Below are 26,732 nucleotides of genomic sequence, written 5' to 3' on the forward strand. Positions count from 1 at the left end.
CTCCCCGGAAACCCCCGCACCCCCGCCCCCGCCCCCGGACGCGCCTTCGCCTGCGTCCGTGCCTTCGGTCGTCCGGCTGCCTGTGTGGTGGACGGTCGCCGGGGGCGCGGGGGCGGCGGTGCTCGGCGGGCTCATGCTGGCCCACGGGGACGACGGGCGCTGGTCGCTGCCGGCCGGGCTCGTGGTGTCGATCGCCGCGACGTTCCTGCGCCCGGCGCCCCGGTGGGGGCTCATCGGGGCGTCGGCGCTGGCCGCCTCGGGCGTCGGCGCGCTCTCCGGCGCGCCGCTGCCCGGCGCCGCCGTGCTGCCGCCCGCCGTGGTGCTGGTCACCGCGTGGACGACCCTGGCCATGCTGTGGGGCTGGGACGTGGCCAAGCGGCTCAACGACGTGCGCAGGCTCGCCGCCGAGCTGGCGGTCAAGGAGGAACGGCTGCGCTTCGCCGCCGACCTGCACGACATCCAGGGCCACCACCTCCAGGTGATCGCGCTCAAGAGCGAGCTGGCCGCCCGGCTCGCCGAGGCGGACCCGGCGCGCGCCGCCGCGGAGATGCACGAGGTGCGCCGCCTAGCCGCCGACGCGCTCTCCGACACCAGAGCGGTCGTGCAGGGCTACCGCCGCACCACGCTCGACGCGGAGATCGCCAACGCGACGGGCGTGCTGGCCGCCGCGGGCATCGACGCCCGGATGAGCGTGGAGCCCGCCGACGCCCGCCGCCTCCCCGAGGCCGGACGCCACCTGCTGGGCCTGGTCATGCGGGAGGCGACCACCAACGTGCTGCGCCACAGCCGGGCCCGGCACGCCGAGGTCGACTACCGGGTGACCGGCGACCTCGCCCGCCTGCGCGTGACCAACGACGGCGCCGGCGACCAGCCCAGCGACCAGCACAGGGATCAGCACAGCGACCAGCACAGGGATCAGCACAGCGACCAGCACGGGGATCAGCCCGGCGCGGGCGGGACCGGGCTGCGCACGCTCGCCGAGCGGCTGGCGTCCGCGGGCGGCGAGCTGACCTGGGAGCACGACGACGACCGCTTCGCCGTGGTGGCCCGCCTGCCCGCCCGAAGCGCGGAGGACCGATGATCCGGTTGCTGATAGCCGACGACGAGGACCTGCTCAGGGGCGCTCTGGCGGCGCTGCTCGGGCTGGAGGAGGACCTCGCCGTCGTGGCCGAGGCTGCCACCTCCACCGACGCGGTCCGCCTGGCCAGGGAGCACCGCCCCGACATCGCGGTGCTGGACCTGGAGATGCCGCCCGCCGACGGCCTGCGCGCGGCCGAGACGATCCGGGCGGAGCTGCCCACCCGGATCGTCCTGGTCACCCGGCACGCCAGACCGGGCGTGCTGCGCCGGGCGCTCGCGGCGGGCGTCAGCGGCTTCGTGCCGAAGACGACGCCCGCGACGAAGCTGGCCGAGATCATCCGGGCCGTCGCCGCCGGCCGCCGCTACGTGGACCCCGACATCGCCGCCTCCGCGCTGACCGAGGACGCCTGCCCGCTCACCGACCGGGAGCTGGAGGTGCTGCGGGCGTCGCGGACCGGCGCGTCGGTCAACGAGATCGCCGAGCGGGTGCATCTCGCGCCGGGCACCGTCCGCAACTACCTGTCGTCGGCGATGGCCAAGCTGGGCGCCGGCTCGCGGCACGCCGCCGCCCACCGGGCCTGGGAGGAGGGCTGGATCTAGAGGTCGCGGGCCTCGTCCAGGACCTTGGCCGACTCGCGCTCGTACGAGCCCCTGGCCGACAGCACGAGCAGGCCGCCGAGGACCATCGGGACGATGAGCGCGTACATGGCCGTCACGAGCGAGCCGGTGGCGTCGGAGGTGATGCCGACGATGAGCGGCCCGAACGCCGCGCCGAGCGTGAGCAGGAACTGCAGCACGGCGAAGCCGAGGCCGCGCGAGCGCGCGCCGACGACGTCGGCGACGGAGGCCGTGCAGGTGGGGATGGCGGTCGCCGACACCGTGACGGCCAGCAGCACACAGAGGATCATGGCGGTGGCCGACCCCATGAGCAGGGCGCCGCCGAGCAGCAGGGAGCCGGCGGTGATGCCGGCGCCGCCGACGAGCAGGAGCCCGGCGCGGTGGCGGGTGATGGCCCTGCGGCCGAGCCGGCCGCCGATCACGGTCCCGGCGACCACGCCGACGATGGTGACCAGGCCGCTCGTGGTGCCCGCGGTGCCGATGGGCAGGCCGTACGCGCGTGACAGGAGGGTGGGCAGCCAGTAGTAGATGCCGCCCAGCCCCAGCGTGAGGATCATGACGCCCACGGAGACCCGGACCAGCGTCCGGACGGCGAGGACCTCGCGGACCTGCCGCCAGAAGGGCGGCGAGGCGAGGGCGGGCCGGTCCGGGGGAGCGGCGCCGGTCGCGGGCGCGTCGCCGGCCGAGGCCCTGATCCTGTCGAGCCGGCCGCGTTCGGGCTCGCGCAGCCGCCAGACCAGCAGGGCGGTGAGGATGCCGGGGACCGCCATGCACAGGAAGGCCGCGCGCCACCCGTACGCCTGGCCGATCACGCCGCCGACGATGGTGCCGAGCCCGCTCAGGTAGGTCGTCATGCGGGTCCAGCCGTACACGTGGACCCGGGCGGCGGCGGGGTAGAAGTCGGCGATGAGGCTGCCCATGGCCGGGTTGTCGATGTTCTCGGCGGCGGCGAGCAGCACGCGCATGAGGTAGAAGACGGCGAACCCGGCGGCGAGTCCCGAGCCGAGCGTGGCCAGCCCCCAGCAGAGCACCACGACGGCGATGATCTTCGTGCGGCTGTAGCGGTCGGCGAGGTAGCCGGCGGGCAGCGCGACGGCGGTGGCGGCCAGGGCCCCGGCGGTGGGGATGGATCCGGCGGCCGTGTCGCTGAACCCCCACTGCTCCTGGATGAGCGGGAGCACGCCGGCCAGGAGCCCGGCCTCCATGCGGTCCACGATGCCGACGAGGAACAGCACGGCGAACGGCGCCCAGCCGTACGGGTTGGGGTCGGTCGGGCTGATCCCGCCCGCGGGTGGGGAACCGAGTCGCCGGCGCTCGCGGGTGACGGCCTTGACCATGGACTTCTCCTCCGCTGTGGCAGCCGAGTGCCCTAGAACAGGGTTCTAGGACCGAGTTCTGGTCAGAGTGTCGTACATCACATCGTGTTGCGCCAGGGGTGCGGCGTCAGGAAGTGGTCACGGCGGACCGGGGCGGCGGGGCCCCGTGACGGTACGGGCGTTTATGAATAAGTCTCGGGAATTTCCGGTTTAGTGCGGTATGTGATTGTCCCTGATAAGAAATAGCCGACGTTTTGACATGGCTGTAGGGACAAGGGCGTGTAAAGTCGTCAAGCGGCGACGCCCCATGCTCATTTGACGGGTGTCGATTCCTCTGCCGTGCCCATATGGAGCTCCAGCACTTCAAAGGACGGACATGAACGGATCCGCGGATTTCACTGCCGGAGTGCTGCTGGCGAGCGTCATCTGCAGCGTGTTATTGCTGATGGTCTGCCTCGTGCTGCTGGCCATCCTGCTCATGCGCTCCCGGGCGCCCGAGCGCCGGCCCGCCCCCGCCGAGCCGCCCGCCGAGCGCCCGGCGCCCCCCGCCGAGCGCCCCGCCCAGGGAAACGACGAAACCGCCGGGCAGGCACGTGCCGACGAACAGGTGCAAACCGCGGAAAAGGCCAGAGTCAGTGCCGAGCAGGCCAGAGAGGCTGCCGAGAAAGAGAAAGAACAGGCGCTGCAACAGGCCAACGCCAACCTCCAGTGGTACAACGCGGCCGTCGCCGAGACCGGCCGGCTCGTCGAGCGCCTCAACGCGGTGGCCGACGCCGAGGTGCGCGGCTACTCCGACGTCGTCGTGCCCGGCCTGCTGCACCCGCAGTTCGCGGGCACGCCGCTGAGCGACCACATCGCCGGCGCCGAGGAGCTGCTGCGCGAGGCCGTGCACGCCACCCGGGCCGACGTCAGCGGCGCCGCCCGCGCCGGCGTCCGGGGCATGGCCGAAGAGGTGCAGATGTACCTGGCCCGCCTCCAGATGTCCATCAACGAGGCGCTCGACCTGCCGCCCGGCACCGACCCCCACCGCAGCCTGGTCGAGATGGACGCCCACGCCACCTGGGCGCTGCACGCCGTCCAGCGGCTGCGCATCCTGGCCGGCTCCTGGCCGGGCGTGCAGCGCGCCGACTGCACCTTCCGCGAGATCGTCGAGAGCGCCCGCGGCCGCATCCCCGCCTACGACCGCGTCGACTACACGTACGTGCCCGACGTCGGCGAGCGGTGGGTCGAGGGCCGGGTGGTCGAGCCGATCACCGTCGCGCTCGCCGAGCTGCTGGCCAACGCGACCAGCTACACCGGCGACCGGGTCAGCGTCTACGTCCGGGAGGTCCCCAAGGGCTTCTGCGTCGTCATCGACGACAAGGGCGCCGGCCTGAACTCCTTCCAGCTCGCCGAGGCCGAGCGGCTGCTGTCGCGCCAGACGACGCTCGACGCGGCCAACCTGGCCGACGAGCGCAAGCTGGGCTTCGCCATCATCGGCACCCTGGCGCACGACTACGGCTTCCACGTCGACGTCAGCGCCCCCTCGCCCAGCGGCGGCGTCCAGGCGTCCTGCCTCGTCCCGCACCACCTGATGAGCGCCGCCCCCGGAATCGCCGCGCCCCCGCGCGAGACGGCCCCGCCGCAGCCCGCGCTCCACGCGGCCCCCGCGCCGGTCACCACCTCCCACGGCCTGCCCAAGCGCGAACGCCGGCACGCGGTCGCGCCCCTCTCGGCCCAGCCGACCCAGCAATCCATCACCGACACCCGCGCGCCCGAAGACGTGGCCGCCGACCTCGGAAAGCTGAGCGAGCTGCTCAGCACGGGCCTCGCCACCGGCCGCGACAACGACGCCGAAGGACACTCGCAGCCATGACCATAGAGCAGCCCACCGCCGACGACACCAACATGAGCTGGGTCCTCAACAACCTCGTCGACCAGCAGTCGGACGTCATGAACGCGGTGCTGTTCACCTCCGACGGGCTGGTCCTGGCGCACTCGGCCGGGATGAGCCGCGACGACGCCGACCGCGCCGCCGCCGCCCTGTCGGCGATGAAGTCGCTGCAGCAGCAGCTGAGCGAGTTCTGCACCACCCCGTCGCGTCACAGCGCTCCAGGGCCGCTACGCTACGTGATCGCCGACCTCGCGAACGTCACCATGGTGCTGTTCGCCGTGACCGAGCGCACCGGCATCGGCGTGTCCATCCGCGGCGAGTCCAACAGCGCCGCGACCCACATCGCGATCCAGGCGGCCACCAAGACCGTGCGCGGGCTCGGCCCGATCCTCGGCGCGCGGGAGCGGAGCAGCGGCGCATGACACCGTCGCGGCACCGGCGGGCGGGCATGATCCGCTCCTACACCGTGTCGGGCGGCGACGCCTCCGCGACACGCGCCGGTCTCGACGCCGCCACGCTGCTGCTCGCCGACCCCGCCCGGCCGCTGGCCGGGCTCGCCGCCCACCCCCGGCGGGTGATGGACCTGTGCCTGCCCGGGGCGCTGTCGGTGTCGGAGGTCGCCGCCCACCTGGAGCTGCCGGGCGCGATCGTCAAGGTCATCGTGGCCGGCCTCGTCGACAGCGGCCACCTGGCCCCGCGCGCGCCGTTCGTCCCCGCCGCCTCCCCCTATAGCACCGACTTCCTGATGAAGGTGTTGAAGGCACTTGAAAAGCTCTGACCGTTACGTGCCGGCGACGGCCCGGCCGGTGAAGGTTCTCGTGCTCGGCCCGTTCGCCGTCGGCAAGACCACCTTCGTCAGGACCGTCTCGGAAATCCGCCCGCTGTCCACCGAGGAGCGGATGACGCAGGCCGGGCAGCTCGTGGACGACCTGCGCGACCTGCAGGGCAAGGACACCACCACGGTGGCGATGGACTTCGGCCGCCTCACGTTGTCTCCTGAGATCGTGCTCTATCTGTTCGGCGCGCCCGGCCAGCCGAGGTTCCACGGCATGGTCCGCTCCCTCATGGAGGGCGCGCTCGGCGGACTGGTCCTGGTCGACACGCGCCGCATCGACGACAGCTTCGACGCGATGAACCTGCTCGAAGAGGCGCAGCTGCCGCACGTCGTCGCCGTCAACCACTTCGACGGCTCGCCCCGCTACCGCGACGCCGAGCTGCGCGACAGCCTCAGCCTGGACGACCAGCCGCTGGTGAGCCTGGACGCCCGCCGGGCCGGCTCGGCCAAGCACGGCCTGATCGCCCTCGTCCAGCACATCCTCGACCACCACCGCCGCCTGGAGCATGCCCGATGACACCATCCGCCCCCGTCCCGAGGCTGTTCGGCCCCTCGTTCGCCGCCCGGCCCGACGACGCCTACGACCTGCTGCGCGCCGCCGGCCCCGTCGCCTGGGCGGAGATCGCCGACGGCGTGCACGCGCTGGTCGTCACCGGCCGCCGCGCCGCCGTCGACGTGGTCACCGACACCGACACCTACTCCAAGGACAGCCGCCTGTGGGAGGCGCTGCAACAGGGCCGCGTCCCCGCCGACAGCCCGGTGCTGGCGCTCATGGCCTACCGGCCCAGCCTCCTGTACGCCGACGGCGAGCGGCATGCCCGGCTGCGGCGCGCGATGGACGACTGCCTGCGCCGGATCAACATGCACGAGCTGCGCGAGATCACCCGCCGCCACGCGCTGCGCCTCATCGACGACTTCGCCGGCGAGGGCCGGGCGGAGCTGATGAGCCAGTACGCCGACATGCTGCCGCTGCTGGTCTTCACCGACCTGCTGGGCTGCCCGCCGGAGCTGGTCGAGCGCATGGTCACCGGCTGCCAGGGCATGATCAACGCCGGCCCGGAGGCCGCGCAGGGGGCCGCCGACCTGGCGCAGTGCCTGGCGGAGATCATCGCGATGAAGGACGGCTCGCCGGGGCGCGACTGCACCTCCTGGATGCTGGCCCATCCGGCCCGGCTCACGCACGAGGAGATCCTGCACCAGCTCGTCGTCCTGGTCGGCGCGGGCACGATCCCGACCTCGGCGTGGATCGCCTCCGGCCTGCGGCTGCTGCTGTCGGACGACCACTACGCCGGCGACCTGACCGCGGGCGCCGTCACCGTGCGCCGCGCCCTGGAGCAGGTGCTGTGGACGCAGTCGCCGATGGCCAACTTCTCCGTGCACTTCGCCCGCCACGACACCGCGCTGCACGGGGTGCCGGTCCCGCGCGGGGTGCCGATCCTGATCAGCCACGCCGCCACGGGCACCGACCCGGCGCTGCCGCCGCTCGGCTACGACAACCGCTCCCACCTGGCCTGGTCGGCCGGCCCGCACCGCTGTCCCGCCGACAGCCAGGCCGCCGCGATCGCCCAGACCGCGATCGAGACGCTGCTCGACCAGCTGTGGGACCTGGAGCTGGGGGCGGGCGGCGGAGCCAACCGGCCGGGCCCCTTCCACCAGTGCCCGGCGACGCTGGCCATCCGCTTCCGGCCCCGGCCCGCCGATGCTTCCCTCACCCCCACCGCGTCCACTGGAGGTAGTCGTGTCCAGCGAACCCCCGATTCTCGACCCCACAGGAAGGCGCCTTTATGAGCAGGTCGACGAGCTGCGCGCGGCCGGCCCGGCCGTCCGGGTGCGGCTGCCCGGCGACCTGGTCGCCTGGTCGGTGACCCGCGGCGAGGTCGCCAAGAAGCTCCTGGTCCACCCGGGCGTCTCGAAGAACGCCCGCACCTCCTGGCCGGAGTACAGGCCGTTCGCGATCGGCTGGCTGACCGCCTGGGTCGACGTGATCAGCATGTTCACCGTCGACGGCGACGACCACAAGCGGCTCAAGGACCTGGTCGGCAAGGCGTTCACCCCGCGCCGCATCGAGGCGATGCGGCCCGCGATCGAGACCATCGTCGAGGACCTGCTCGCCGACCTGGAGCTCGCCCCGCCGGGGCGGCCGGTCGACCTGCGGGCCTCCTTCAGCTATCCCATCCCGACCCGGGTGATCTGCGACCTGATGGGCGTCCCGCTGGAGCAGCGCCAGCAGATGCTGCGCTGCATCGACGCGGTCCTCGACACCAGCCTCACGCCCGAGCAGGCGAACGTCGTCCAGCGGGACATGTTCGCGGCGATGCACGCGCTCATGCACTACCGCCGCGCCAACCCGGGGACGGACCTGACGAGCCTGATGCTGGCCGCGCAGGAGGAGGGCGCGCCGCTCAGCACGGAGGAGCTGGTCAGCACGTTGATCCTGATGATCGGCGCGGGCAGCGAGACCGCCGTGTCGCTCATCGACCACGCGACCGTCGCCATGCTGTCGCACCCGGACCAGCTCGCCGCCGTCCGCGCCGACCCGGCCCGCTGGGAGGACGTCATCGAGGAGAGCCTGCGCCAGCACGCGCCGATCATGCACCTGCCGATGCGCTACGCCACCACCGACATCGACCTCGGCGAGGGCGTCATGATCGGCAAGGGGGAGCTCATTCTCATCGCGTTCGGCGCGCACGGCCGCGACCCGGCGGTCAACCCGGACCCGGACCGCTTCGACATCAGCCGCGCCGAGCGGCAGCACCTGGCGTTCGGGCACGGCATCCACTACTGCCTGGGCGCGCCGCTGGCCCGGCTGGAGGCGGCGATCGCGCTGCCGGCGCTCTTCTCGCGCTTCCCGGAGCTGCGGCTGGTGAGCAGGCCGGGGCGGCACACGTCGTTCATCGGCAACGACTACCCGTCGCTGCCGGTGGTCCTCGACCCGGCGGCGTGACACCCATAAACCTGGACGTGTAGTATCCAGGTTATGCGGATGAGCGAGGGCGTGGAGTGGGCGCTGCACAGTTGCCTGAACCTGACCTGGGTCGAGACCGGAGAGGCCATGACGGCGGCCCGCCTGGCGGCGTTCTACGAGCTGCCGGCGGCCTACCTGAACAAGCAGCTCCAGGCGCTGGCCCGGGCCGGGATCGTCACCTCCACGCCCGGCCCGCGCGGCGGGTTCCGGCTGGCGCGCCCGCCGGAGCGCATCACGCTGCTCGACGTGGTGACCGCGATCGAGGGGCCGGGGGAGGCGTTCCGCTGCGAGGAGGTGCTCCGGCAGGGGCCGGGAGGCCGCTCCGACGTCGACTACCGCAAGGCGTGCTTCGTCTCGCAGGCCATGCGCCGGGCGGAGCTGGCCTGGCGCAAGGAGCTGGCCGGTCAGACGCTGGCGGACATCAAGAAGATGGTGGAGCGCCACCTGCCCGGCACCCCGGCGGCCACGCGCGACTGGTTCGCCTCCCGCCGTCCCTGAGCGCCGCCGTGGGCGGGGTGCTCGATCGGCCCCGCCGCTCACCGTAATTCTGGATATCAAATATCAAAGATGGAGAGAATCATCATGCGCATGAGCATCCGCAAGCCCGCCGCCGACGGTCTCAAGGCCATGTACGCGCTGGAGGCCTACCTCAACGCCGGCCCCGTCCCGCGTGCCACCCTCGACCTGCTGCGGCTGCGGGTCAGCCAGATCAACGGCTGCGGCTACTGCGTCGACATGCACGCCCGCGAGGCCGCCGAGGCCGGCGTGAGCGACCGGCGCGTCCACGGGCTGGCCGCCTGGCGCGACACCCCCTTCTACAGCGACGCCGAGCGCGCCGCGCTCGCCCTCGCCGAGGCCGCCACCCGCATCGCCGACAACCCCGCGGGCGTCCCCGACGACGTGTGGGCCGAGGCCGCCGCCCACTACGACGAGGAGTCGCTGGCCGTCCTCGTCATGGCGATCGGCTCGATCAACACCTGGAACCGCATCAACGTGACCCTGCGCAACGCCCCGGCGGCCTGAGGACCCGCCTGCCCGAATTTTGCAGGGACGTGGACGTTTGCCGAGACCCGCTGGGGCACGGCGGCAGGTATGACAACCATCGCTTCCGAAGTGCTCATCGAGCGGCTGGCCGAGTGGGGCGTCGACACCGTCTTCGGCCTGCCCGGCGACGGCATCAACGGCATCATGGAAGGGCTGCGCCGCCACGCCGACCGCGTCCGCTTCGTCCTGGTGCACCACGAGGAGGCGGCGGCGTTCATGGCCGCCGCCCACGCCAAGGCGACCGGGCGCGTCGGCGTGTGCCTGGCCACCAGCGGCCCCGGCGGCATCCACCTGCTCAACGGCCTGTACGACGCCAAGCTGGACCACCAGCCGGTGCTGGCCATCACCGGCATGCAGGAGACCAGCGTGCTCGGCACCGGCTACCAGCAGGAGGTCCACCTCGACCGGCTGTTCGCGGACGTCGCCGAGTACAACCTGGTCGTCGACAACCCGACCCAGCTGCCCGGCGTCGTCGACATCGCGATCAGGACCGCGTACGCCCGGCGCGGCGTCGCCCACCTGAGCCTGCCGAACGACGTGCAGGTCGCCCCCGCCGACGCCGACCCGTACAAGCACGTCGCCCCCGCCCGGCCGCCGGCCACGGCCGCCGTCTACCTCAGCCCGCCCGGGCTGCCCCGCGAGGAGGACCTCCAGGCGGCGGCCGAGATCCTCAACCGCAGCGAGCGCCCGGCGATCCTGGCCGGCGCCGGGGCCCTGCACGCGCGGGCCGAGGTGCTCGCCGTGGCGGAGGCGCTCGGCGCGCCGGTGATCAAGACGCTGCCCGGCAAGGCCGTCATCCCCGACGACTCCCCGTACGCGGTGGGCGGCATCGGCCTGCTCGGCACCCGCCCCGGCGAGGAGCTCGTCGAGGACTGCGACGCCCTGTTCATGGTCGGCACGAACTTCCCCTACACCCAGCACCTGCCCCAGCCCGGCCAGGCCCGGGTGGTGCAACTGGAGGCCGACCCGGTCAGGGCCGGGGTGCGGCTGCCCACCGAGGTGCCGATGATCGGCGACGCCAAGGAGGGGCTGCGCGCCCTGCTGCCGCTGCTCAAGCACGACGGCGCCCGCGACCACCTGGACAAGTACGTCCGGATGACCGAGAAGTGGCGCTCCGACATGGCGGCGCTGGACTCGCCGGACCGCGACCCGATCGCGCCGCAGTATCTGATGGGCTGCGTCGACCGGGCCGCCACCGACGACGCCATCCTCACCTGCGACTCCGGCACGATCGCCACCTGGGCCGCCAGGCACTGGACGATCCGCGGCGAGCGCGGCTTCTACCTGTCGGGCAACCTGGCCTCGATGGCGCCCGGCCTGCCGTACGCGATCGCGATGCAGCTCGCCCACCCCGGACGACAGGTCATCGCGTTCATCGGCGACGGCGGGTTCGCGATGCTCATGGCCGAGTTCCTGACGGCCGCCCAGCACGAGCTGCCGATCAAGGTGATCGTCAACAACAACAACTCGCTCGGCCAGATCCTGTGGGAGCAGATGGTGCTCGGCTACCCAGAGCACGGGGTCCGCTTCGCCCGGCCCGCCGCCGACTTCTCCGCCTGGGCGCGCTCCTGCGGCGGCTACGGCCGCAAGGTCACCGAGCCCGGCGACGTGGCCGAGGCCGTCGCCCAGGCGCTCGCGCACGACGGCCCCGCCCTGGTCGACGTGGACGTGGACCCGAACGAGCCGCCGATGCCCGGCAAGGTCTCCTACCAGCAGGCCAAGAGCTTCGCCCAGGCGTTCCTGCGCGGCCAGCCGCACAAGGCGTCCATCGCCACCACCCTGTTCAAGGACAAGATCTCCCAACTGGGCAAGTGAGCACCCGCCACCGGATCGCCCGCCTGCTCCGGAGAGCTGGTCAGCGGCGGCGTCGCCGGAGCAGCAGGACGCCGCCGGTCGCCACGGCGGCGCCGAGCAGGACGAGCAGGCCGGCCACGGCGGTCGCCGGCCACGGCCAGGCGCTGCCGGTGAGCCCGAGGTCCTGCACCGGGTACTCCAGCGTCTTCGCCGTCCACCGGGCCGTCTGCACGTCGTAGGTGCGGGCGATGTCGCGCATCACCGGGTCGAAGGCGAACTCCCCGCCCGTGTGCGGGTACTCGGGCCGCAGGTCGCCCACCCCGGTCACCTGCCGCCGGGCCGCGTCCAGGCCGGGCACGATGAGCCGCCCGAGCTCCCCGGCAGCCTCGGCGGGCGTCGCCCGGGGCACGAACGTCAGCCCGTGGCGGGAGCGCACCGGGCCGTCGCCGATCGCGACCGTACGCCCGACCATCGCGTGCTCGGTGTAGGAGATGAACACCGAGGCCAGCTCCAGCTCGCCGACGCCGTCCACGAGCCGCACGCCGATGGCCGACGGGCCGGGCCGGTAGGAGGCGTTGATCCCCACGACCGCGTCGCCCGGCTCCAGCCCGGACTCGGGGATGGGCGCGGCGGCGCCGGGGGAGTAGTGCCGCCAGTGCACCCGTTGCGCCGCCTCCTGGGCCGCGTCGGCGCCGAGCAGCCGTTCGACGATCCGCAGGGCGCCGTCGATGCCGGACAGCACCCCGGCCGTGGTGATCACCTCGCCGTCGTCGACGTACCGGACGCCGCCGGTCCAGCCGACGGCGGGGAAGTCGGCACGCAGCCCGGACAGCCGCAGCCAGTGCGAGGTGGCGCGCCTGCCGTCGAGCAGCCCGGTCCCGGCCAGTACCCGGGCGCCGTTGCAGACGCTGACGACGATCGCGCCGCGCGCCGCGTGGGCGCGCAGCCAGTCGCCGACCGCCGGGTACGGCTCCTGCATGGCGGGGATCACCACGGCGTCGAGCCGGTCGCGCCGCTCGTCCAGCAGCCGCGTCAGCCCGTCGAGCGTCAGGTCGGGCACCAGGTCGAGCCCGCCCGTCAGAGGCGCCGGGCCCGCGTCGGCGGCGACGACGTACGTGTTGACGCGGCCGGTGCCCGCCAGCACCTCGTACGGGCCGAGCAGGTCGGCCACGTTGGTGCCGCCGGGGCCGGTCAGCAGGGCCACGGTGGGCTTGGCCGGGTCGTGGCCGCCGGCCTTCGGGGCGGGCCTGGCGGTCACGGCGTCGGCGCGGACCGTGTAAAGGTCGCCGAACTTGCCCGTGGTGTTGACGGCCGACACCGAGGCCGGGACCAGCAGCGCGACCAGCACGACACCCGATCGCCTGAGCCACTTGGCCGGGATGCCGACCGGGTGGCAGGTGTACTCGGCGTGGCGCCACAGCATGGCCAGGGCCATGAAGACGAACATGAGCGTGTGCCCGAGGGACATCACAACATGTCCTGATAAGACGCCGAACCAGTAGGGGACGAGCAGGATGGGGAACGGCGCGAACATCGCCACGCTCATCTCCGCGATGCTCGCCCACCCGTGCCTGCGGACCAGCATCCAGGCGGCCATGCCGACGGTCATGTCGGCGGCCATGAGCAGCGTGTCGACGTCGAACCGGACCGGCTGCGGCAGCACCGCGTCCCACAGGAGGTCGAGCAGCAGCATCCCGGCGTACATGGCGATGACCATCTCGGCGTAGTGCCAGACGAACCTGATGACTTTCCGCATGTCCGTACTCCTGACGTGAGCGTGTGATGCCGCCGACGTTAGGAAGGGACGGGCAGGCGCCGAATCAGCGAACTCGCCGGTCCTCCGCCAGGACGAGCCGCATCAGCTCGGCGCGCGAGGTGATGCCGGCCTTCTGGAAGACCTTGCGCAGGTGGTAGTCGACCGTGCGCGGGCTGAGGAAGAGCTGCGCGGCGATCTCCCGGTTGGTCAGCCCCTCGCCGACCGCCAGCGTGATGCGCAGCTCCTGCGGGGTGAGCGTGCCGAGCGCGGCGGCCTCCGGGGCGCGGGTGCGCGCCTGCTCGCCGGTGGCGCGCAGCTCGCCCTGCGCGTGGTCGGCCCAGGCGAGCGCGCCCAGGCGGCGGAAGCCCTCGGCCGCCTCGCGCAGGTGCCGCCGCGCCTCGGACCGCCGCCGGTCGCGCCGCAGCCGCTCGCCCAGCAGCAGCTCGGTGCGGGCCAGCTCCAGCGGCGAATCGGCCAGGGCGTGCAGGCGCAGTGCCTCGGCGAAGTGGCCGTGCGCGTCGGCGCCCTCGCTGACCAGCGCCCGGCAGCGGGCCGCCAGCGCGCCCAGCTCCGGCGAGCCGGTGTACGCGGTCCACCGCTCGTACCGCGCGGCAGCGGCGGCGGCCCCCTCCTGGTCCCCGGCCCGCACCAGCGCCTCGACCAGGTCAGGCGCCATCCCCATGGCCAGGTCGGCGGGCAGATCCACGCCCGGATCGGCAACCAGGCCGGTGGCCGCACCATGAGGGCGACCCGTGGCCGGATCAACGGTCGAGGCCGTGGTCAGGGCCGTGGCCGGGCCGGTGGTTCCGGCGAAGTGGTGGGCGGCCTCGTGGTGGCGGCCGGCGACGAGGTCGACGAGGCCGAGCGCGCGTCCGGCGTACGCCATCGCGTCCGGCAGGCGGCGGCCGGCCGCCTCGGCCAGTACGTCGGCGGCCAGCTCGGCCGCCTCCGGCCGCCCCCGGAGCGCCGCGCACAGGGCCAGCAGCGCCCGGTTGCGGCAGGCGGTGTTGGGCTGGCTGGCGTCGGCGGCGAACTGGCAGCCCTCCTCGGCGTGCGCCTCGGCGAGCCCGAACCGGCCCCGCGCGAGCTCGTCGGCGGCCTGGTACTCGAGGTTCCAGGCGACCGTGCCGAGCGATCCGCCCGCCCGGGCCAGCCGTCCGGCGTCGCGGATCAGGCGGCGGCTCAGCTCGTGCTCGCCGAGCTGCCCGGCGATCGCGCCGGCCAGCGTCATCGTCACCGGGTCGGTGAGCTCACCGGCCAGCTCGCGGTCGCGCGCCGCCGGTCGCGGGTCGTGGCCGGTGCGGGCCAGGCAGAGCGCGTGGAGCAGCCGCAGCACCGCGTCGCGCGGGTCGTCGCGGTCCGGCGCGACCTCGCCGAGCCAGCGCGCCAGCTCGGCCCATGCCCGGGGCCGGTCGGCCCGGCGGCCGAGGTCGGCGTACATGGCGACGGTCGGCGTGAACAGCCGCCTGTCGATCCGGAGCGCGCGCGGGATCCACGGCCTGACCAGGTCGAGCGCGTCCTGCGTCGACCCGGCGAACTCGGCCACGATGGCGCGCAGCGCGGCCAGCGCGATCCGGTCGGCCTCGGCCAGGCGCGGCTCGCGTTCGGCCCGGTCGAGCAGCTCGCCGGCGGCGGCGGTGAACCCGCCCTGGACGGCGGCGCGCGCGGCGCTCCACAGCCGGCGGCCGCGGTCGGGCCCGTCGGGGGTGAGCTCGGCCGCGCGTGACAGCGTGGCCATGGCCGCGGCCGGGCCGCCGCGCAGGGCGGCCTGCTCGGCCGAGCGTTCCAGCTCCCCGGCTGCCTCCTCGTCCTGGCCGACGGCGGCCTGCCCCAAATGCCAGGCGCGCCGGTGGTGGTCGGCGTCGGTGTCGAACGCCGAGGCGAGCGCCCGGTGGATGGCCGCCCGCCGGTTGACGGTGGCGCTGTGGTAGACGGCCGACCGGATGAGCGGGTGCCGGAACACCAGCCGGGTCCCGTCGTAGGTGAGCAGTTCGTCCAGCTCGGCGCGGTGCAGCGGGCCGGCGTCGATCCCGAGGGAGGCGGCGGCCCGGCCGACGGTCTCGACGCTGCCGGAGCCGTCGGCGGCGATGAGCTGGAGCAGCGGCAGCGCGGCGCCGTGGCGGGCGCGGATCCTGGCCAGGAACGAGCGGCCGAGCTCGTCGGTCAGCGCGGGCGGCTCCTGGGCGCCCTCCGGCGGCAGCTCCCGCCCGGCGAGCTCCAGCAGGGCGAGCGGGTTGCCGCCGGTGACGGCGAGAAGTTGCTCCTGCTCGCCGTGGGTGAGCCGCCGCCCGGCGAGCAGCGCGCGGGCGGCGTCCGGTTTGAGGCCCATGAGCGGGATGCGCCGCAGGTGTGGCAGGTCGGTGTCGTGTCCCTCGTCGGCCCGCGCCGCCAGCGCCACCGCGATCGGCTCGTTGTCCAGGCGGCGGGCCACGAACGCGAGCGTCTTCAGCGTGGGCCGGTCGGCCCAGTGGGCGTCGTCGACGACGCACAGCAGCGGACGCTCGCCGGCCCGCAGCGACAGCAGCGACAGCGTGGACAGGCCGACCAGGAACGGGTCCGGCGGCGTGCCGTGCGCCCGCCCGAACAGCACGCTCAGCGCCTGCGCCTGCGGGCCGGGCAGCTCGGCGACCGAGTCGAGGACGGGGAGCAGCAGCTCGTGCAGCGTCGCGTAGGCGAGGTCGGCCTCGGGCGCGACGCCGACCGCGCGCAGCACCCGGAAGCCGGTCGCGCGCTCCTCGGTGTGCGTCAGCAGCGCGGTCTTGCCGATGCCGGGCTCGCCGTGCAGCACCACGCCGCCGCCGTGCCCTTCGGCGGCACGCCGCAGCAACGTTGCGAGCAGCTCGATCTCGCTGTCTCTCCCCAGCACACGGTGAGCATAGAAAGCACCGCAAGCTGTGACAACGGGCACGGGACCGGCGACTTCACTGATGCGGGCCGGCGGCAGGCTGCCTAGCCTCGGAGATCCGCGGCAGAAGGGCAGGTCACCATGGGCGAGACGCTGCGCGGCAGGACCGCCATCGTCACCGGCGCCGGCCGCGCGATCGGCGCGGCGGCGGCGCGGGCGCTGAGCAGGGCTGGCGCCGGCGTCGTGCTGGCCGCCCGCGACGGCCGCGCGCTGGAGGCGCTGGCCGCCCGCATCGGCGCGGCCGGCGGCGCGGTGGTGGCCGTCCCCACGGACCTTTCGAGCCCGGTGTCGGTGCGGCGGCTGGTGGAGCAGACGCTCGGCGCGTTCGGCCGGCTCGACGCCGCCTTCAACCACTCCCGCGCCGCCCTGGCCATGCGGTACGAGCTTCCGCCCATGCGGCTGGCCGGGCGGGGCCGCATCGTCAACCTGGCCACCGGCCCGCGCGTGGCCGAGCTGACCCGCGCGACGGCCCGCGACCTGGCCGGCACCGGCGTCCGGGTCAGCGCCGTGACCCCGGCGTACGGCAGCGCTGAGGAGATCGCCGACGCGGTCGTGCGGCTGTGCTCGGAAGGGTGCTCGGACTGGTGCGCGGACGGGTGCGCATGCTCGGACGGCTGTGGCTGCGGGTGCGCGGACGGCTGGCTACGCTTGCCCCATGCATCCGCGTCTCGGCCAGATCGTCATCGACTGCCGTGATCCACACGGCCTGGTCCGCTTCTGGGCCGCCCTGTTCGGCGGCGACCCGGTGGACCGCGCCGCCGACTGGTCCTACGTCGAGCCGCCCGGCGGCGTCCGCCTGGCCTTCCAGCAGGTGCCCGAGGGCAAGGCCGGCAAGAACCGGCTGCACCTGGACGTCGAGGTCGCCGCGATCGAGCCCGCTGCCGCCCGCGCCGTGGAGCTGGGCGCCACCCGACTCGGCGCGACGGTCACCGACGCCCAGGGCTCCTTCCAGGTGATGGCCGACCCGGAGGGCAACGAGTTCTGCTTCGTGCACGGCTGACCAGCGGCATGTCCGCTTTGTGCAAACCGTGAGGTCCGCCAGGGGAAAGACGGGGACGGGCCGGCCGGGGTTCACTTCCGGGAAACATCCCAGAAAGGACCCGTCACCATGCCGGAAGCACCGAAGTCGGAGTTCTGGAAGGACCTGCGGCCCATCGAGAACTCCTTCCGCCCGGACGCGCTGCCCGAGGTGTACCTCTCGCAGGTCGCCACCGACGACGACCGCTATTACGTGCCGTTCACCGACACCGTCGGCTCCCGCCCGCTGTGGATCAACGTCAAGGACAACAGCTGGGCCGACATCCTGCGGGCCAAGGAGGCCGGGCTGGTGAACCGGCACTACCACCCGCACGAGGTGTTCGCGTACACGATCTCCGGCAAGTGGGGCTACCTGGAGCGGCCCTGGACCGCGAGCGCGGGCGACTTCGTCTACGAGGCGCCGGGCGAGGGCCACACGCTGGTCGCCTACGACAGCGGCGAGCCGATGAAGACGTTCTTCATCGTCAAGGGCCCGCTCATCTGGCTGGACGAGAACGGCGACCCCGACGGCTTCTTCGACGTGCACGACTACATCGCGATGTGCCGCGAGCACTACGAGAAGGTCGGGATCGGCGCCGACTACGTCAACTCCCTCTTCCGCTGACACGAGGTCGTCATGGCTGACACCCCCACCGGGACCACGGCCGACAGGTACGAGAACCGCCTGCTGGTCATCCTGTTCCTCGCCTTCGGCTTCGTCTTCTTCGACCGCCAGGCGCTGTCGTTCCTGGCGCCGTACATGGACGCCGACTTCGGCCTGTCCAACGCCGAGCTCGGCACGCTGTCCGGCGTGCTGGCGCTCACCTGGGCGCTGGCCGGCATGTTCGCCGGCCGGCTCTCGGACGCGCTCGGCCGCCGCAAGCCCATCCTCATCGCGGCCGTGGTGCTGTTCTCGCTGTTCTCCGCCTCCTCCGGCCTGATGGCGGGCTTCGCCGGGCTGCTGGCGGCCCGCGCGCTCATGGGCACGGCCGAGGGCGCGGTGCTGCCGATGGCGCAGTCGCTCATGGTGGAGGCGTCGCGGGAGAGCCGCCGGGGCTTCAACATGGGCCTGGTCCAGGGCTCGTCCGCGGGCCTGCTCGGCGGCATCGTGGCCCCGCTGGCCGTGGTGTGGCTGGCGGAGACCTACAGCTGGCAGGTCGCCTTCTACGTCACGATCATCCCCGGCCTGATCATCGCGGCGCTCATCGCCAAGTTCGTGTACGAGCGCTCGCCCCGCACGCCGGACGCCCCCGCGGCGGCCGCCCCGAAGCCGGCCCGGGTGCCGCTGGGCGAGGTGCTCAAGCTGCGCAACATCGTCGTCTGCATGCTGATCGCCTGCTTCTACCTGACGTGGTTCATCACCATCATCACCTTCACCCCGACCTACCTGACCGAGGTGAAGGGCTTCGCGCCCGGCACGATGAGCGGCGTGATGACGTGCCTGGGCGTGGCCTGGGTGCTGTGGGGGTTCGCCACGCCGGGGATCTCCGACCGGCTGGGCCGCAAGCCCACGCTGATCGGCTTCACCGCGCTCGCGGTGTGCTGCCCGCTGTTCCTCGTGTACGTGGACGACCCCGTCCTGCTCGGCGCGCTCATGGTGGTCAGCTACACCGGGCTGGGCTGCTTCACGCTGTTCATGGCCACGATCCCGGCCGAGACCGTGCCGCGCGGCGCGCTCGCCACCGCCCTCGGCCTGATCATGGGCGTGGGCGAGCTGGCCGGCGGGTTCCTCGCGCCGATGGTCGCGGGCTGGGCGTCCGACCAGTGGGGGCTGCAGACCGCGATGTTCATCGCGGCCGGCGGCGCGCTGCTCGTGGTCGTGCTCTCGTTCGCGCTGCGCGAGACCGCGCCCGCGGTCCTGCGCCGCCGCGCCGCCGCCGGACCGGCCCCCAGCGCGGCGGGCTCATGAGCGGCACCGCCCGCAGGCCCGCCGTCAAGGCCGCCGTCTGGTACGGCCCCCGCGACGTCCGGGTGCTCGACACGTACGTCCCGCCGCCCGGCCCGGGGGAGGTGACGATCGAGGTGGCGTACTGCGGGATCTGCGGCAGCGACCTGCACGAGTACGCCGACGGCCCGCACGCCATCCCGGTCGGCGAGCCGCACCCGGAGTCGGGCGTGGCCGCCCCGCTGGTGCTCGGTCACGAGTTCTGCGGCACCGTCGCCGAGACCGGCCCCGGCGTCACCCGCGTCGCCCCCGGCGACCGGGTGGCGGTCGAACCGCACTACCGCTGCGGCGACTGCCCCCGCTGCCGGGCCGGCGAGTACAACATCTGCCGCCACTTCGGCTTCGCCGGGCTGATGGGCCACGGCGGGCTCGCCGAGCGCGTCACCGTGCCCGCGTACATGCTGCACCGGCTGCCCGAGTCGGTGCCGCTGGAGCAGGCGGCGGTCTTCGAGCCCGCCGCGGTCGCGCTGCACGCCGTCAGGCGGGCCGCGGTGGCGCCCGGCGAGACCGTCGCCGTCGTCGGCCTGGGGCCGATCGGGCTGCTGGTGACGCGGCTGGCGGCCCGCGCCGGAGCCGGGCGGATCGTGGCGGCGGACCCGTCGCCGGCCCGGCGCGCGCTGGCCCGCGCCCTCGGCGCGACGGACACCGTGCCGGCCGGCGACTCCTGCGCGGCGCAGGTCAGGGAGGCGACCGGCGGCGAGGGCGCGGACGTGACGTTCGAGGCCGTCGGCTCGGAGGTGGCGCTCGGCACCAGCCTGGCCGCCACCAGGCGGGGCGGGCGGGTGATGTTCCTCGGCCTGGCCGGGACCGTCAGCCTGGACGCCTTCGCCCTGGTCAACAACGAGCAGTCGATCCTCACCAGCGTCGGCTACCGGGACGCCTACCCGGAGCTCATCCGCATGGTCGCCGAGGAGGGCGTCGACCTGACCGGGATCGTCACCTCGACCATCCCGCTGGCCGACGTGGTGCGTGACGGCTTCGAGGCGCTGCTGAGCGGCGGGGAAGGACAGGTGAAAGTGCTGGTCCGGCCTGTGTGACAGATCACACCGGGTTGCTATCCTGTGCGTCCCGCCGGGGAAGGAGGGACACATGCCGGCCGACACCGTCACCGTGGTCTCCAGGGCCACGACCGAGCACGTCGCACCCGCCGAGCGCATCGACTACTGGGAGGACTACAACCGCAGGGCGCTGGTGGGCCTGTCCTGCACCTCCTACTCCGACCAGGGCCTGCTCGCCAAGCAGACCAACATCGAGCTGACCGCGATCCGGCTGGCCGACATCGCGGGCAACGCCCACGCGATCGAGCGCAGCCCGCAGACCGTGCGGTCCGCGCCCAAGGACTCCGTCTTCGCCACCCTGCTGCTCACCGGCGACGCGGTGTTCCTGCACGAGCACGGCTGCCTGGCCGCCACCGCGGGGGAGCTCGTCGTCTACGACACGCGCAGCCCCTACCTGTTCGGGTTCTCCTCCAGCATGCGGCAGATCCTCGTCGACATCCCGCGCGACCTGTTCGACCGGGCGTGCCTGGCGGGCGGGCTGCCGGCGCCGATGCTGTTCGGCCGCGACACCGCCCGCGAGGGCACGCTGGTGGCCGCGCTCCGCTCGCTGCTGGGCGGGCTCGCCGCGCTGCGGTCCGGCTGGGAGCCCGACCACGCCGAGGCCGCCGTGCTCGACCTGCTGCGCCAGCTCGCCGCCGAGCGCTCCGGCGGCCGGCCCGGCCACGACGGCTACCGCACCCAGCTCATCGTCGCCGAGGACTACATCGAGCGGCACCTGCACGACCCCGCCCTGAGCACCGCCCGGGTCGCCGGGGTCATGGGCATCTCCGTGCGGCACCTGGCCCGCATCTTCGAGTCCACCGGCAGGTCGCCGGCCCGGCACATCACCGAGCGGCGGCTGGAGGAGGCGCACCGCCAGCTCACCGGCGGCGGGGCGCGCGACACCACGATCGCCGACGTGGCGCACCGGTGGGGCTTCTCCAGCCAGGCGCACTTCGCCCGCCTGTTCCGGGCCCGCTTCGGCCGCACCCCCAGCGAGGCCCGCGCCGCCGCGTCCGGCTGACCCGCCCCGGTGTGGCGTCCCGGGTGCTGGGTAGCCAGGCTCTGAGCAGCAGAAACGGGGGAGAACACGATGACCGAGCAGCCTGGGGAGCCGGCCGAGCAGGACCAGCCGGACGAGCTCAGCGACGAGGAACTGGACGAGGCCTTCCTGCGCCAGAAGGAACTCAATCCCGACGACTTCGAATAGCACGCCGGGGACGACGGGAGAACGAGATGACGGACGAGACCGGGCATGACGAGATGCCCGACGAGGTGCGGCGGGTGCTGGACGAGGTGTTCCGCGACCGGGACGAGGTGACGCGGCGCGAGGTCTACTCGTGCGCGTCCGAGCACGTCAAGCTGCCCGCCGACACCCTCGGACAGCTCAACGAGCTGCCCGAGCGCTCCTACACCAGGCAGGAGCTCACCGAGGCGCTCGCCCGCCTCCTCGGCGGGCACTCATAGGTACGGCCCGCCGCCGGCCGCCGGAGGCAGATCGGGCCGGGGTGGCGGCGGCAGCCGGTGAGCCGCCTGCTGCAGCGCCAGCCCGGTCTTGATGCCCTGGAAGACCCCCTCCAGCCAGCCGACGAGCTGGCTCTGCGTGATGCGGATCTCCGCCTGCGTGGGCGGCGCCGACGGGTCCGGCAGCAGGCGGGCCAGCTCCTCGCGCAGCTCCGGGTCCACGGAGTGGCCGATCTCCTTGACGGCCTGCTCCTGGATGTGCTGAAGCTGCTCGCGGGCGTGCTCGTCGAGCGGCACCGTACGGGCCTCGTCCAGCAGCGAGCTCACCATGGCGCTCACGCGAAGCAGCCGGGCCGGTTCCTCGACGCGCCTGATCTCCACCTCGGCGGCGGTCGCGGCCTCGTCCTCCGGCGGCCGGGGCTGATCTGGTGTCGGTGTCATGTCGGCGTCCTGTTTCGCTCGAGTGCCTGGGTTCACCTGACCCTCTGCCCACGCACCCGTACCTCACTCACCAGGCGAACGGCCGGGCGATCCGCGAGCCGAGCCATCCGGCCCGGTAGTAGAGCCGGGGCGGGACGCGCGACAGCAGCGGCGAGTGGCGGCGGCCGAGCAGCGTGAGCAGGTGCTCCGGCGGCAGGCCGACGTAGCGGTCCAGGTTCTCGTACCAGCGGGCGCTGTAGCGGGCCGCCCGCTGCGTCGGCCGGATCGCGGCCATGCGCTCGCGCTCGAACCAGGCCAGCGCCTCGGGCAGCCGGGGCGTGTTGTGCAGTGCGTGGACCAGGAACGCCGCGTCCCCGAGCGCGAGCGCCGTGCCCGCGCCGATCGAGTAGTGCGTGGTGTGCGCGGCGTCGCCCAGCAGGACCAGGTTGCCGCGATGCCACGTCCGGTTCGTCACCGTGCGGAAGCGCTGCCAGCGCCCGCCGCCCCCGCCGATCAGCGGGTGCCCGTCGAGGACCTCGGCGAACAGCTTCTCCAGCAGCGCCAGCCCGTCGGCCTCGCCCGCCTCGTCCAGCCCCAGCCCCCGCCACGTCTGCGGGAAGCACTCCACCACGCAGGTGCTGTTCGCCTTGCCGTACGGGTAGCCGTAGCACCAGATCCAGCCGTGCTCGGTCTCGGCGAAGGCGAAGGTGAAGGCGTCGAAGACCTTGGTGGTGCCCAGCCACACGTACGGGTCGCGGCCGGTCGCCACGTCGGTGCCGAAGTGGTCCGCGTGGCGCTCGCGCAGCGCGCTGCCCGCGCCGTCACCGGCGATGACCAGGTCCGCCCCGGCCAGCTCCTCCTCGGCGGCGACCTCGTGCTCGTACGCGATCCGCACGCCGAGCGAGCGGGCCCGGTCGGCGAGGATGGCCAGCAGCTCGCGGCGGCCGATGCCGAGCCCTTCCTCGGCGTTCTCCAGCGTCACCGTCGCGCGGTCGTGGACCCGCATCAGCCAGCTGTCCCAGTGGACGGAGCCGTCCACGATGGCCCGCGCGGTCTCGGGGTCGGTGCTGAGCAGCCTGTCACGCAGGTCGCCCCAGAACGTCACGCCCCACCCGTAGGTCGAGCCCTCGGGGTTGCGCTCGTAGACGGTGATGTCCCGGGCGGGGTCCACCAGCTTCATCAGGATCGAGAAGTACAGGTTGGCCGGCCCGCCGCCGACGCAGGCGATGTGCACGAGGAACCCCTAAGTCACTGAACGTCACTTCTTACGACGCACAGTAACAGTCGGCCGGGCGGGGCCCCCGGTAGCGGCCCGGCCCGGCGGGTTCGAGCGGGCGCACGCGCGGCAGGCCGGTCAGCGCCGCCGCGGCGAGCGCCGGGCACGCCGGCGGGTCCGGCAGCCCGGGCAGGAGGAACACGTGACCGGCGGGCTCCACCGGCAGGCGCCGGAGGCCGGCCGCGATGCCGCCGGGACGACGGGCGCGGCCACCGTCACCCGCCGGGGCGGGACGTCCAGGCCGCAGCCCAGATCCGGAGCGGGGTCGAGAGCGGGGTCGCGGCGCAGGACCGCCTGCTGCAGCCGGCGCAGCGCGGGCCCCGGCTCGATGCCCAGCTCGTCGATCATGACGCGGCGGGTCTCCTGGTAGACCTCCAGCGCCTCCGGCGACCGCGAGGCCCGGTACAGCGCCAGCATGAGCTGGGCGCGCGGGCGCTCCCGCAGCGGGTGCGCCCGGACGTGCGCGAGCAGCACCGGCACCACCGCGTGGTGGTCACCGGCCGCCAGCCGCAGGTCGACGTGGTCCTCCAGCGTCGTCAGGCGCTCCTCCTGGAGGCGGGCCGACTCGGCGTGCGCCCAGGAGGCGTTCATGCCCGCCAGCGCGTCGCCCCGCCACAGCGCCAGGGCCCGCCGGAACAGGCCGTCCGCCGCCGCGACCTCGCCCCGCGCCCGCGCCTCCCGCGCCCGCCGGGCCAGCAGCGAGAACAGGTGCGCGTCGACGCTCTCGCGGGCCAGGTTCAGCTGGTAGCCGCCCGCGACCGTCGCGATGATCTCCTCGTCCTGGTGCGGCGCCAGCAGGCCGCGCAGCTTCGACACCACGATGTGCAGCTGCTTGCCGGCCGTCGTCGCCGTGCTCTCACCCCACACCTGGGCCAGGAGCTGCTCGGCCGGGACCGGCCGGCCGGCGCTCAGCGCCAGCCGCGCCAGCACGCCGACCCGCCGCTCACCGGCCAGCCCGGCCGGCTCGCCGTGCGCGGTGATCTCCCAAGGCCCCAGGATCTTGATCTCCAGCCCCACGCGGGCTCTCCCTGTCGCTCGCCGACGGCGGGGGAAACGGAGAACGAAGGGACACCCCCTCGCCCCCGCCGCAGTGGGTGTCCGCGCCACCGGGGGAAACACTACGCAGGCGCGGCCGGGGCCGGTGTCGGGTGAACGCCCTACAAAACGGGCTCGTTGAGCTCGGCCAGCGTGATCACGCCGTCGTCGAGCGCCCGCCCGACGAGCTCGCTCTTGGTACGGGCCGCGCGCCCCGCGTTGGCGTACTTGATCCGGACGCGCGTGATGTAGGTGTCGACCGTCTTGACGGTGATGTTGAGCTTCGCGGCGACGAGATCCTTGGACGAGGACACGAACCAGGCCCGCAGCACCTCGGTCTCGCGCTGCGAGAGCCGGGGCCGGTCGGGGGAGTCGTCGGCGATGATCGCCCCCGACAGCGACGGGCCCGTGTACGGCTCGCCGCGCGCCGCCGCCCGGATCGCCGGCACCAGGTGCTCGGGGCCCTCGCGCTTGGTCAGGTAGGCCAGCGCGCCCAGGTCGACGCACTTCATCGCGGTCGCGTCGTCGGTGTGCTGCGAGTAGACGATCACCCGCCTGCCGTTGTCGACCAGCCGGCGCAGCTCGCCGAAGTCGGGCCGGCGCGGCACCAGCTCCAGATCGAAGATCACCACGTCGGCGCCGGCCCCGGGGCCCGTCCACACCTCGGCCAGCCGGTCGCCCGCGTCGATGAGCTCGATCGGCGGTACGGCCTCCGCGCACCAGAAGCGGACCCCCGCGGCGATCGCCGTGTGGTCGTCCACGATCACCGCGGTGATCAGGTCGTCGCCTGCCATTGGGCCTCCATCCACACCGTGTCGTCGTCGTGCAGCGCCTCCACCCGCACGCCGGGCGTCGCCGGGCTCGGCACGCCCACCTCGCCGCAGTCGGCCACCACGCTGACCGACACCAGCCCGGCGACCCCCGTGACCGTGACGCGGGCCTTCGAGGCCGCCGTGGCGAGCATGACGACCACGGCCTCGGTCAGGTCGCGGCGGACGGCCAGCGGCGGCGCCGGCCACTGACCCCGCGTGTCGAGCTCCACCACGACGCCCCGCCGGTCGGCCACGTCGACGCAGTGGCGCAGCTCGTGCAGCAGCGGATCGGCGACCGTGTCGGTCTCGGCGAACAGCCGCCGCATCCGCGCCGCCTCGATCGCCGAACGCCGCTGCACCTGCGGGTCCTCCGGGCGGAGCGAGCCGTCGGCCAGCCCCTCCAGCAGCGGGATCGTCGTCGCCGACAACTCGGCGAAGCGCTGCTGCCTGCGCCGGTGGGACTCGGCGGCGACCGCCTCGGCGACGCGTACCCGCTCGATCTCCGCACGGGAGGCCGCCGCGGCGGCGCTGAGGCCGTGCAGGAGGCCCGCGACCACGGCCACGCAGAGCGGGAAGCCGATCACGGTCACCGAGCCGGTGGCGAACCGGGCCAGTGCGGCGCGGCTCGGCTCGTGCAGCACGAGCACGTTCAGCAGCGCGGTCAGCTCGTGCGCGAGCAGGAACGACACCGTGACGCGCAGCGGGCGGTCCAGCAGCACGACGACGCCCACCCAGTTGGCCGCGCCGAAGATCCAGTCGACGGTGGTCGAGGTCCGCCCGTCGGGCAGGGTCGCGTACGACAGCAGGGACGCGGCCAGCACGACGGCGACGGCGGGCAGGCGCAGCCGGCCCCACGAGCGCCGCCGCACGAGCAGCGCCGCCTCCCCGGCCAGCACCGCGACCAGCAGCCCCAGTGCGGCGACCTGGGCGAGCGGCGTCCCGTACTCGTCCAGGTGGCGCAGCAGGTTGGCGAGCCCGAGCCCGGCCACGATCGCCAGCGCGACCAGCAGCGTCGCCACGCGCAGGCCGCGCCGCAACCGCGCCCGCGTCGCCTCCTCCTCCACGGCCTCGCCCGTCGGGGTCATCGGTCCGCGTCACCGGCCGGGGCGGGCCATTCCAGGCTGACCAGGGTGCCCTCGCCCTCGGCTGAGGTGATCGTGGCGGTGCCGCCGACGCGGCTCATCCGGCCGCGCAGCGACTCGCGGATGCCGCGCCGGGTGAGCGGCACCCGCGCGGGGGCGAACCCCCGGCCCCGGTCGGCGATGTCGAGCCGCAGCGCCCGCGCGTCGCCCTCCAGCCGCACGCTCGCCCGGCCGGTGCCCGCGTGGCGGCGCACGTTCGTGAGGGCCTCCCCGGCCGCGTCGGCGAGCGCCCGTGCCACGTCCGACGGCAGTCGCAGGCGCTCAGGGGCGTCGAACTCCACGGCCAGCCGCGCCTCGCCGAGCCCGGCCCGCAACCGCTCGACCAGGTCGTCCTCGCCGCCCGGTCCCTCCGGGTCGTCCCCGCCCGGCGGGCGGCCGGCGTCGGAGCGCAGGCGGGC

General features: G+C 73.9%; 27 protein-coding genes. 18 read left to right on the top strand and 9 right to left on the bottom strand.

Annotation, left to right across the window (positions count from 1 at the left end):
• Nucleotides 1-58 precede the first annotated feature (58 nt).
• Both KME80_RS40715 and KME80_RS40720 read left to right on the top strand, forming a co-directional pair.
• Nucleotides 59-1,081, top strand: coding sequence for a sensor histidine kinase (locus KME80_RS40715; protein ID WP_308126134.1), 1,023 nt, complete (start codon nucleotides 59-61; stop codon nucleotides 1,079-1,081).
• A complete protein-coding gene (locus KME80_RS40720) occupies nucleotides 1,078-1,680 on the top strand; it encodes a response regulator transcription factor (protein ID WP_219515279.1) in 603 nt (200 codons plus the stop codon). Before KME80_RS40715 ends, KME80_RS40720 begins: the two co-directional genes overlap by 4 nt.
• On the opposite strand, the gene KME80_RS40725 is transcribed toward KME80_RS40720, so the two are convergent.
• Entirely contained in the window at nucleotides 1,677-3,035 is a 1,359-nt protein-coding gene (locus KME80_RS40725) for an MFS transporter (protein ID WP_219515311.1), read from the bottom strand. The two genes, KME80_RS40720 and KME80_RS40725, sit on opposite strands and share 4 nt — an antisense overlap.
• A 355-nt stretch (nucleotides 3,036-3,390) precedes the next feature.
• On the opposite strand from KME80_RS40725, the gene KME80_RS40730 reads away from it, so the two are divergent.
• The 9 genes from KME80_RS40730 to KME80_RS40770 all read left to right on the top strand — a co-directional run bounded on the left by KME80_RS40730 (nucleotide 3,391) and on the right by KME80_RS40770 (nucleotide 11,546).
• Nucleotides 3,391-4,869, top strand: coding sequence for an ATP-binding protein (locus KME80_RS40730; RefSeq protein ID WP_219515323.1), 1,479 nt, complete (start codon nucleotides 3,391-3,393; stop codon nucleotides 4,867-4,869).
• Nucleotides 4,866-5,309, top strand: a complete 444-nt coding sequence (locus KME80_RS40735; RefSeq protein ID WP_219515334.1) for a roadblock/LC7 domain-containing protein — start codon at nucleotides 4,866-4,868, stop codon at nucleotides 5,307-5,309. Before KME80_RS40730 ends, KME80_RS40735 begins: the two co-directional genes overlap by 4 nt.
• Nucleotides 5,306-5,665, top strand: coding sequence for a DUF742 domain-containing protein (locus tag KME80_RS40740; protein ID WP_219515336.1), 360 nt, complete (start codon nucleotides 5,306-5,308; stop codon nucleotides 5,663-5,665). The genes KME80_RS40735 and KME80_RS40740 overlap by 4 nt, the downstream gene beginning before the upstream one ends.
• Nucleotides 5,652-6,239 carry a GTP-binding protein gene (locus tag KME80_RS40745; protein ID WP_219515339.1) on the top strand — a complete coding sequence of 196 codons (588 nt, stop codon included), beginning with the start codon at nucleotides 5,652-5,654 and terminating at the stop codon, nucleotides 6,237-6,239. Before KME80_RS40740 ends, KME80_RS40745 begins: the two co-directional genes overlap by 14 nt.
• Nucleotides 6,236-7,510, top strand: a complete 1,275-nt coding sequence (locus KME80_RS40750; RefSeq protein ID WP_219515342.1) for a cytochrome P450 family protein — start codon at nucleotides 6,236-6,238, stop codon at nucleotides 7,508-7,510. Before KME80_RS40745 ends, KME80_RS40750 begins: the two co-directional genes overlap by 4 nt.
• A complete protein-coding gene (locus KME80_RS40755) occupies nucleotides 7,461-8,666 on the top strand; it encodes a cytochrome P450 family protein (RefSeq protein ID WP_308126135.1) in 1,206 nt (401 codons plus the stop codon). The genes KME80_RS40750 and KME80_RS40755 overlap by 50 nt, the downstream gene beginning before the upstream one ends.
• Nucleotides 8,667-8,705: 39 nt before the next feature.
• A complete protein-coding gene (locus KME80_RS40760) occupies nucleotides 8,706-9,185 on the top strand; it encodes an RrF2 family transcriptional regulator (RefSeq protein ID WP_246646571.1) in 480 nt (159 codons plus the stop codon).
• A gap of 69 nt (nucleotides 9,186-9,254) precedes the next feature.
• Nucleotides 9,255-9,710 carry a carboxymuconolactone decarboxylase family protein gene (locus KME80_RS40765; RefSeq protein WP_246646572.1) on the top strand — a complete coding sequence of 152 codons (456 nt, stop codon included), beginning with the start codon at nucleotides 9,255-9,257 and terminating at the stop codon, nucleotides 9,708-9,710.
• Nucleotides 9,711-9,779: 69 nt separating this feature from the next.
• Nucleotides 9,780-11,546 (top strand): thiamine pyrophosphate-dependent enzyme, encoded by a 1,767-nt coding sequence (locus tag KME80_RS40770; RefSeq protein WP_219515363.1) that lies wholly within the window; start codon nucleotides 9,780-9,782, stop codon nucleotides 11,544-11,546.
• 40 nt (nucleotides 11,547-11,586) lie between these two features.
• On the opposite strand, the gene KME80_RS40775 is transcribed toward KME80_RS40770, so the two are convergent.
• Both KME80_RS40775 and KME80_RS40780 read right to left on the bottom strand, forming a co-directional pair.
• Nucleotides 11,587-13,281 carry a DJ-1/PfpI family protein gene (locus KME80_RS40775; protein ID WP_219515378.1) on the bottom strand — a complete coding sequence of 565 codons (1,695 nt, stop codon included), beginning with the start codon at nucleotides 13,279-13,281 and terminating at the stop codon, nucleotides 11,587-11,589.
• Between the two features lie 64 nt (nucleotides 13,282-13,345).
• Nucleotides 13,346-16,147, bottom strand: a complete 2,802-nt coding sequence (locus tag KME80_RS40780) for an ATP-binding protein (protein WP_219515389.1) — start codon at nucleotides 16,145-16,147, stop codon at nucleotides 13,346-13,348.
• Nucleotides 16,148-16,267: 120 nt separating this feature from the next.
• Between KME80_RS40780 and KME80_RS40785 the strand changes: the two genes are divergently transcribed.
• The 7 genes from KME80_RS40785 to KME80_RS40815 all read left to right on the top strand — a co-directional run bounded on the left by KME80_RS40785 (nucleotide 16,268) and on the right by KME80_RS40815 (nucleotide 21,652).
• Nucleotides 16,268-16,882, top strand: a complete 615-nt coding sequence (locus KME80_RS40785) for an SDR family NAD(P)-dependent oxidoreductase (RefSeq protein WP_219515407.1) — start codon at nucleotides 16,268-16,270, stop codon at nucleotides 16,880-16,882.
• Nucleotides 16,842-17,186 carry a VOC family protein gene (locus KME80_RS40790; protein WP_219515410.1) on the top strand — a complete coding sequence of 115 codons (345 nt, stop codon included), beginning with the start codon at nucleotides 16,842-16,844 and terminating at the stop codon, nucleotides 17,184-17,186. The genes KME80_RS40785 and KME80_RS40790 overlap by 41 nt, the downstream gene beginning before the upstream one ends.
• A 108-nt stretch (nucleotides 17,187-17,294) precedes the next feature.
• The gene (locus tag KME80_RS40795; protein ID WP_219515414.1) at nucleotides 17,295-17,828 is read left to right on the top strand and encodes a 2,4'-dihydroxyacetophenone dioxygenase family protein; all 534 of its coding nucleotides are present in this window, start codon (nucleotides 17,295-17,297) and stop codon (nucleotides 17,826-17,828) included.
• A 12-nt stretch (nucleotides 17,829-17,840) separates the two neighbouring features.
• Nucleotides 17,841-19,112 (top strand): MFS transporter, encoded by a 1,272-nt coding sequence (locus KME80_RS40800; RefSeq protein WP_219515415.1) that lies wholly within the window; start codon nucleotides 17,841-17,843, stop codon nucleotides 19,110-19,112.
• A complete protein-coding gene (locus tag KME80_RS40805; RefSeq protein ID WP_219515419.1) occupies nucleotides 19,109-20,185 on the top strand; it encodes a 2,3-butanediol dehydrogenase in 1,077 nt (358 codons plus the stop codon). Before KME80_RS40800 ends, KME80_RS40805 begins: the two co-directional genes overlap by 4 nt.
• A gap of 52 nt (nucleotides 20,186-20,237) precedes the next feature.
• Complete coding sequence (locus KME80_RS40810) at nucleotides 20,238-21,209, top strand: helix-turn-helix domain-containing protein (protein ID WP_219515434.1); 972 nt, start codon at nucleotides 20,238-20,240, stop codon at nucleotides 21,207-21,209.
• Between the two features lie 212 nt (nucleotides 21,210-21,421).
• Complete coding sequence (locus KME80_RS40815; protein ID WP_219515437.1) at nucleotides 21,422-21,652, top strand: hypothetical protein; 231 nt, start codon at nucleotides 21,422-21,424, stop codon at nucleotides 21,650-21,652.
• On the opposite strand, the gene KME80_RS40820 is transcribed toward KME80_RS40815, so the two are convergent.
• The 6 genes from KME80_RS40820 to KME80_RS40845 form a co-directional block, all read right to left on the bottom strand.
• Nucleotides 21,647-22,090: a proteasome activator gene (locus tag KME80_RS40820; protein WP_219515440.1), complete on the bottom strand. Its 444-nt coding sequence runs from the start codon at nucleotides 22,088-22,090 to the stop codon at nucleotides 21,647-21,649. The genes KME80_RS40815 and KME80_RS40820 overlap by 6 nt on opposite strands.
• Before the next feature lie 67 nt (nucleotides 22,091-22,157).
• Complete coding sequence (locus tag KME80_RS40825) at nucleotides 22,158-23,303, bottom strand: FAD-dependent monooxygenase (protein WP_219515457.1); 1,146 nt, start codon at nucleotides 23,301-23,303, stop codon at nucleotides 22,158-22,160.
• A 120-nt stretch (nucleotides 23,304-23,423) separates the two neighbouring features.
• Nucleotides 23,424-24,362 (bottom strand): AfsR/SARP family transcriptional regulator, encoded by a 939-nt coding sequence (locus KME80_RS40830; protein WP_219515469.1) that lies wholly within the window; start codon nucleotides 24,360-24,362, stop codon nucleotides 23,424-23,426.
• Between the two features lie 140 nt (nucleotides 24,363-24,502).
• A complete protein-coding gene (locus KME80_RS40835) occupies nucleotides 24,503-25,174 on the bottom strand; it encodes a response regulator (protein ID WP_219515510.1) in 672 nt (223 codons plus the stop codon).
• Nucleotides 25,156-26,277 carry a hypothetical protein gene (locus tag KME80_RS40840; protein WP_219515520.1) on the bottom strand — a complete coding sequence of 374 codons (1,122 nt, stop codon included), beginning with the start codon at nucleotides 26,275-26,277 and terminating at the stop codon, nucleotides 25,156-25,158. Before KME80_RS40840 ends, KME80_RS40835 begins: the two co-directional genes overlap by 19 nt.
• A partial coding sequence (locus tag KME80_RS40845) for a sensor histidine kinase (RefSeq protein WP_219515535.1) occupies nucleotides 26,274-26,732 on the bottom strand: 459 nt, incomplete at its 5' end. The genes KME80_RS40840 and KME80_RS40845, both read right to left, overlap by 4 nt.

It is taken from the genome of Nonomuraea ceibae, assembly GCF_019396325.1.
Lineage (GTDB): Bacteria > Actinomycetota > Actinomycetes > Streptosporangiales > Streptosporangiaceae > Nonomuraea > Nonomuraea ceibae.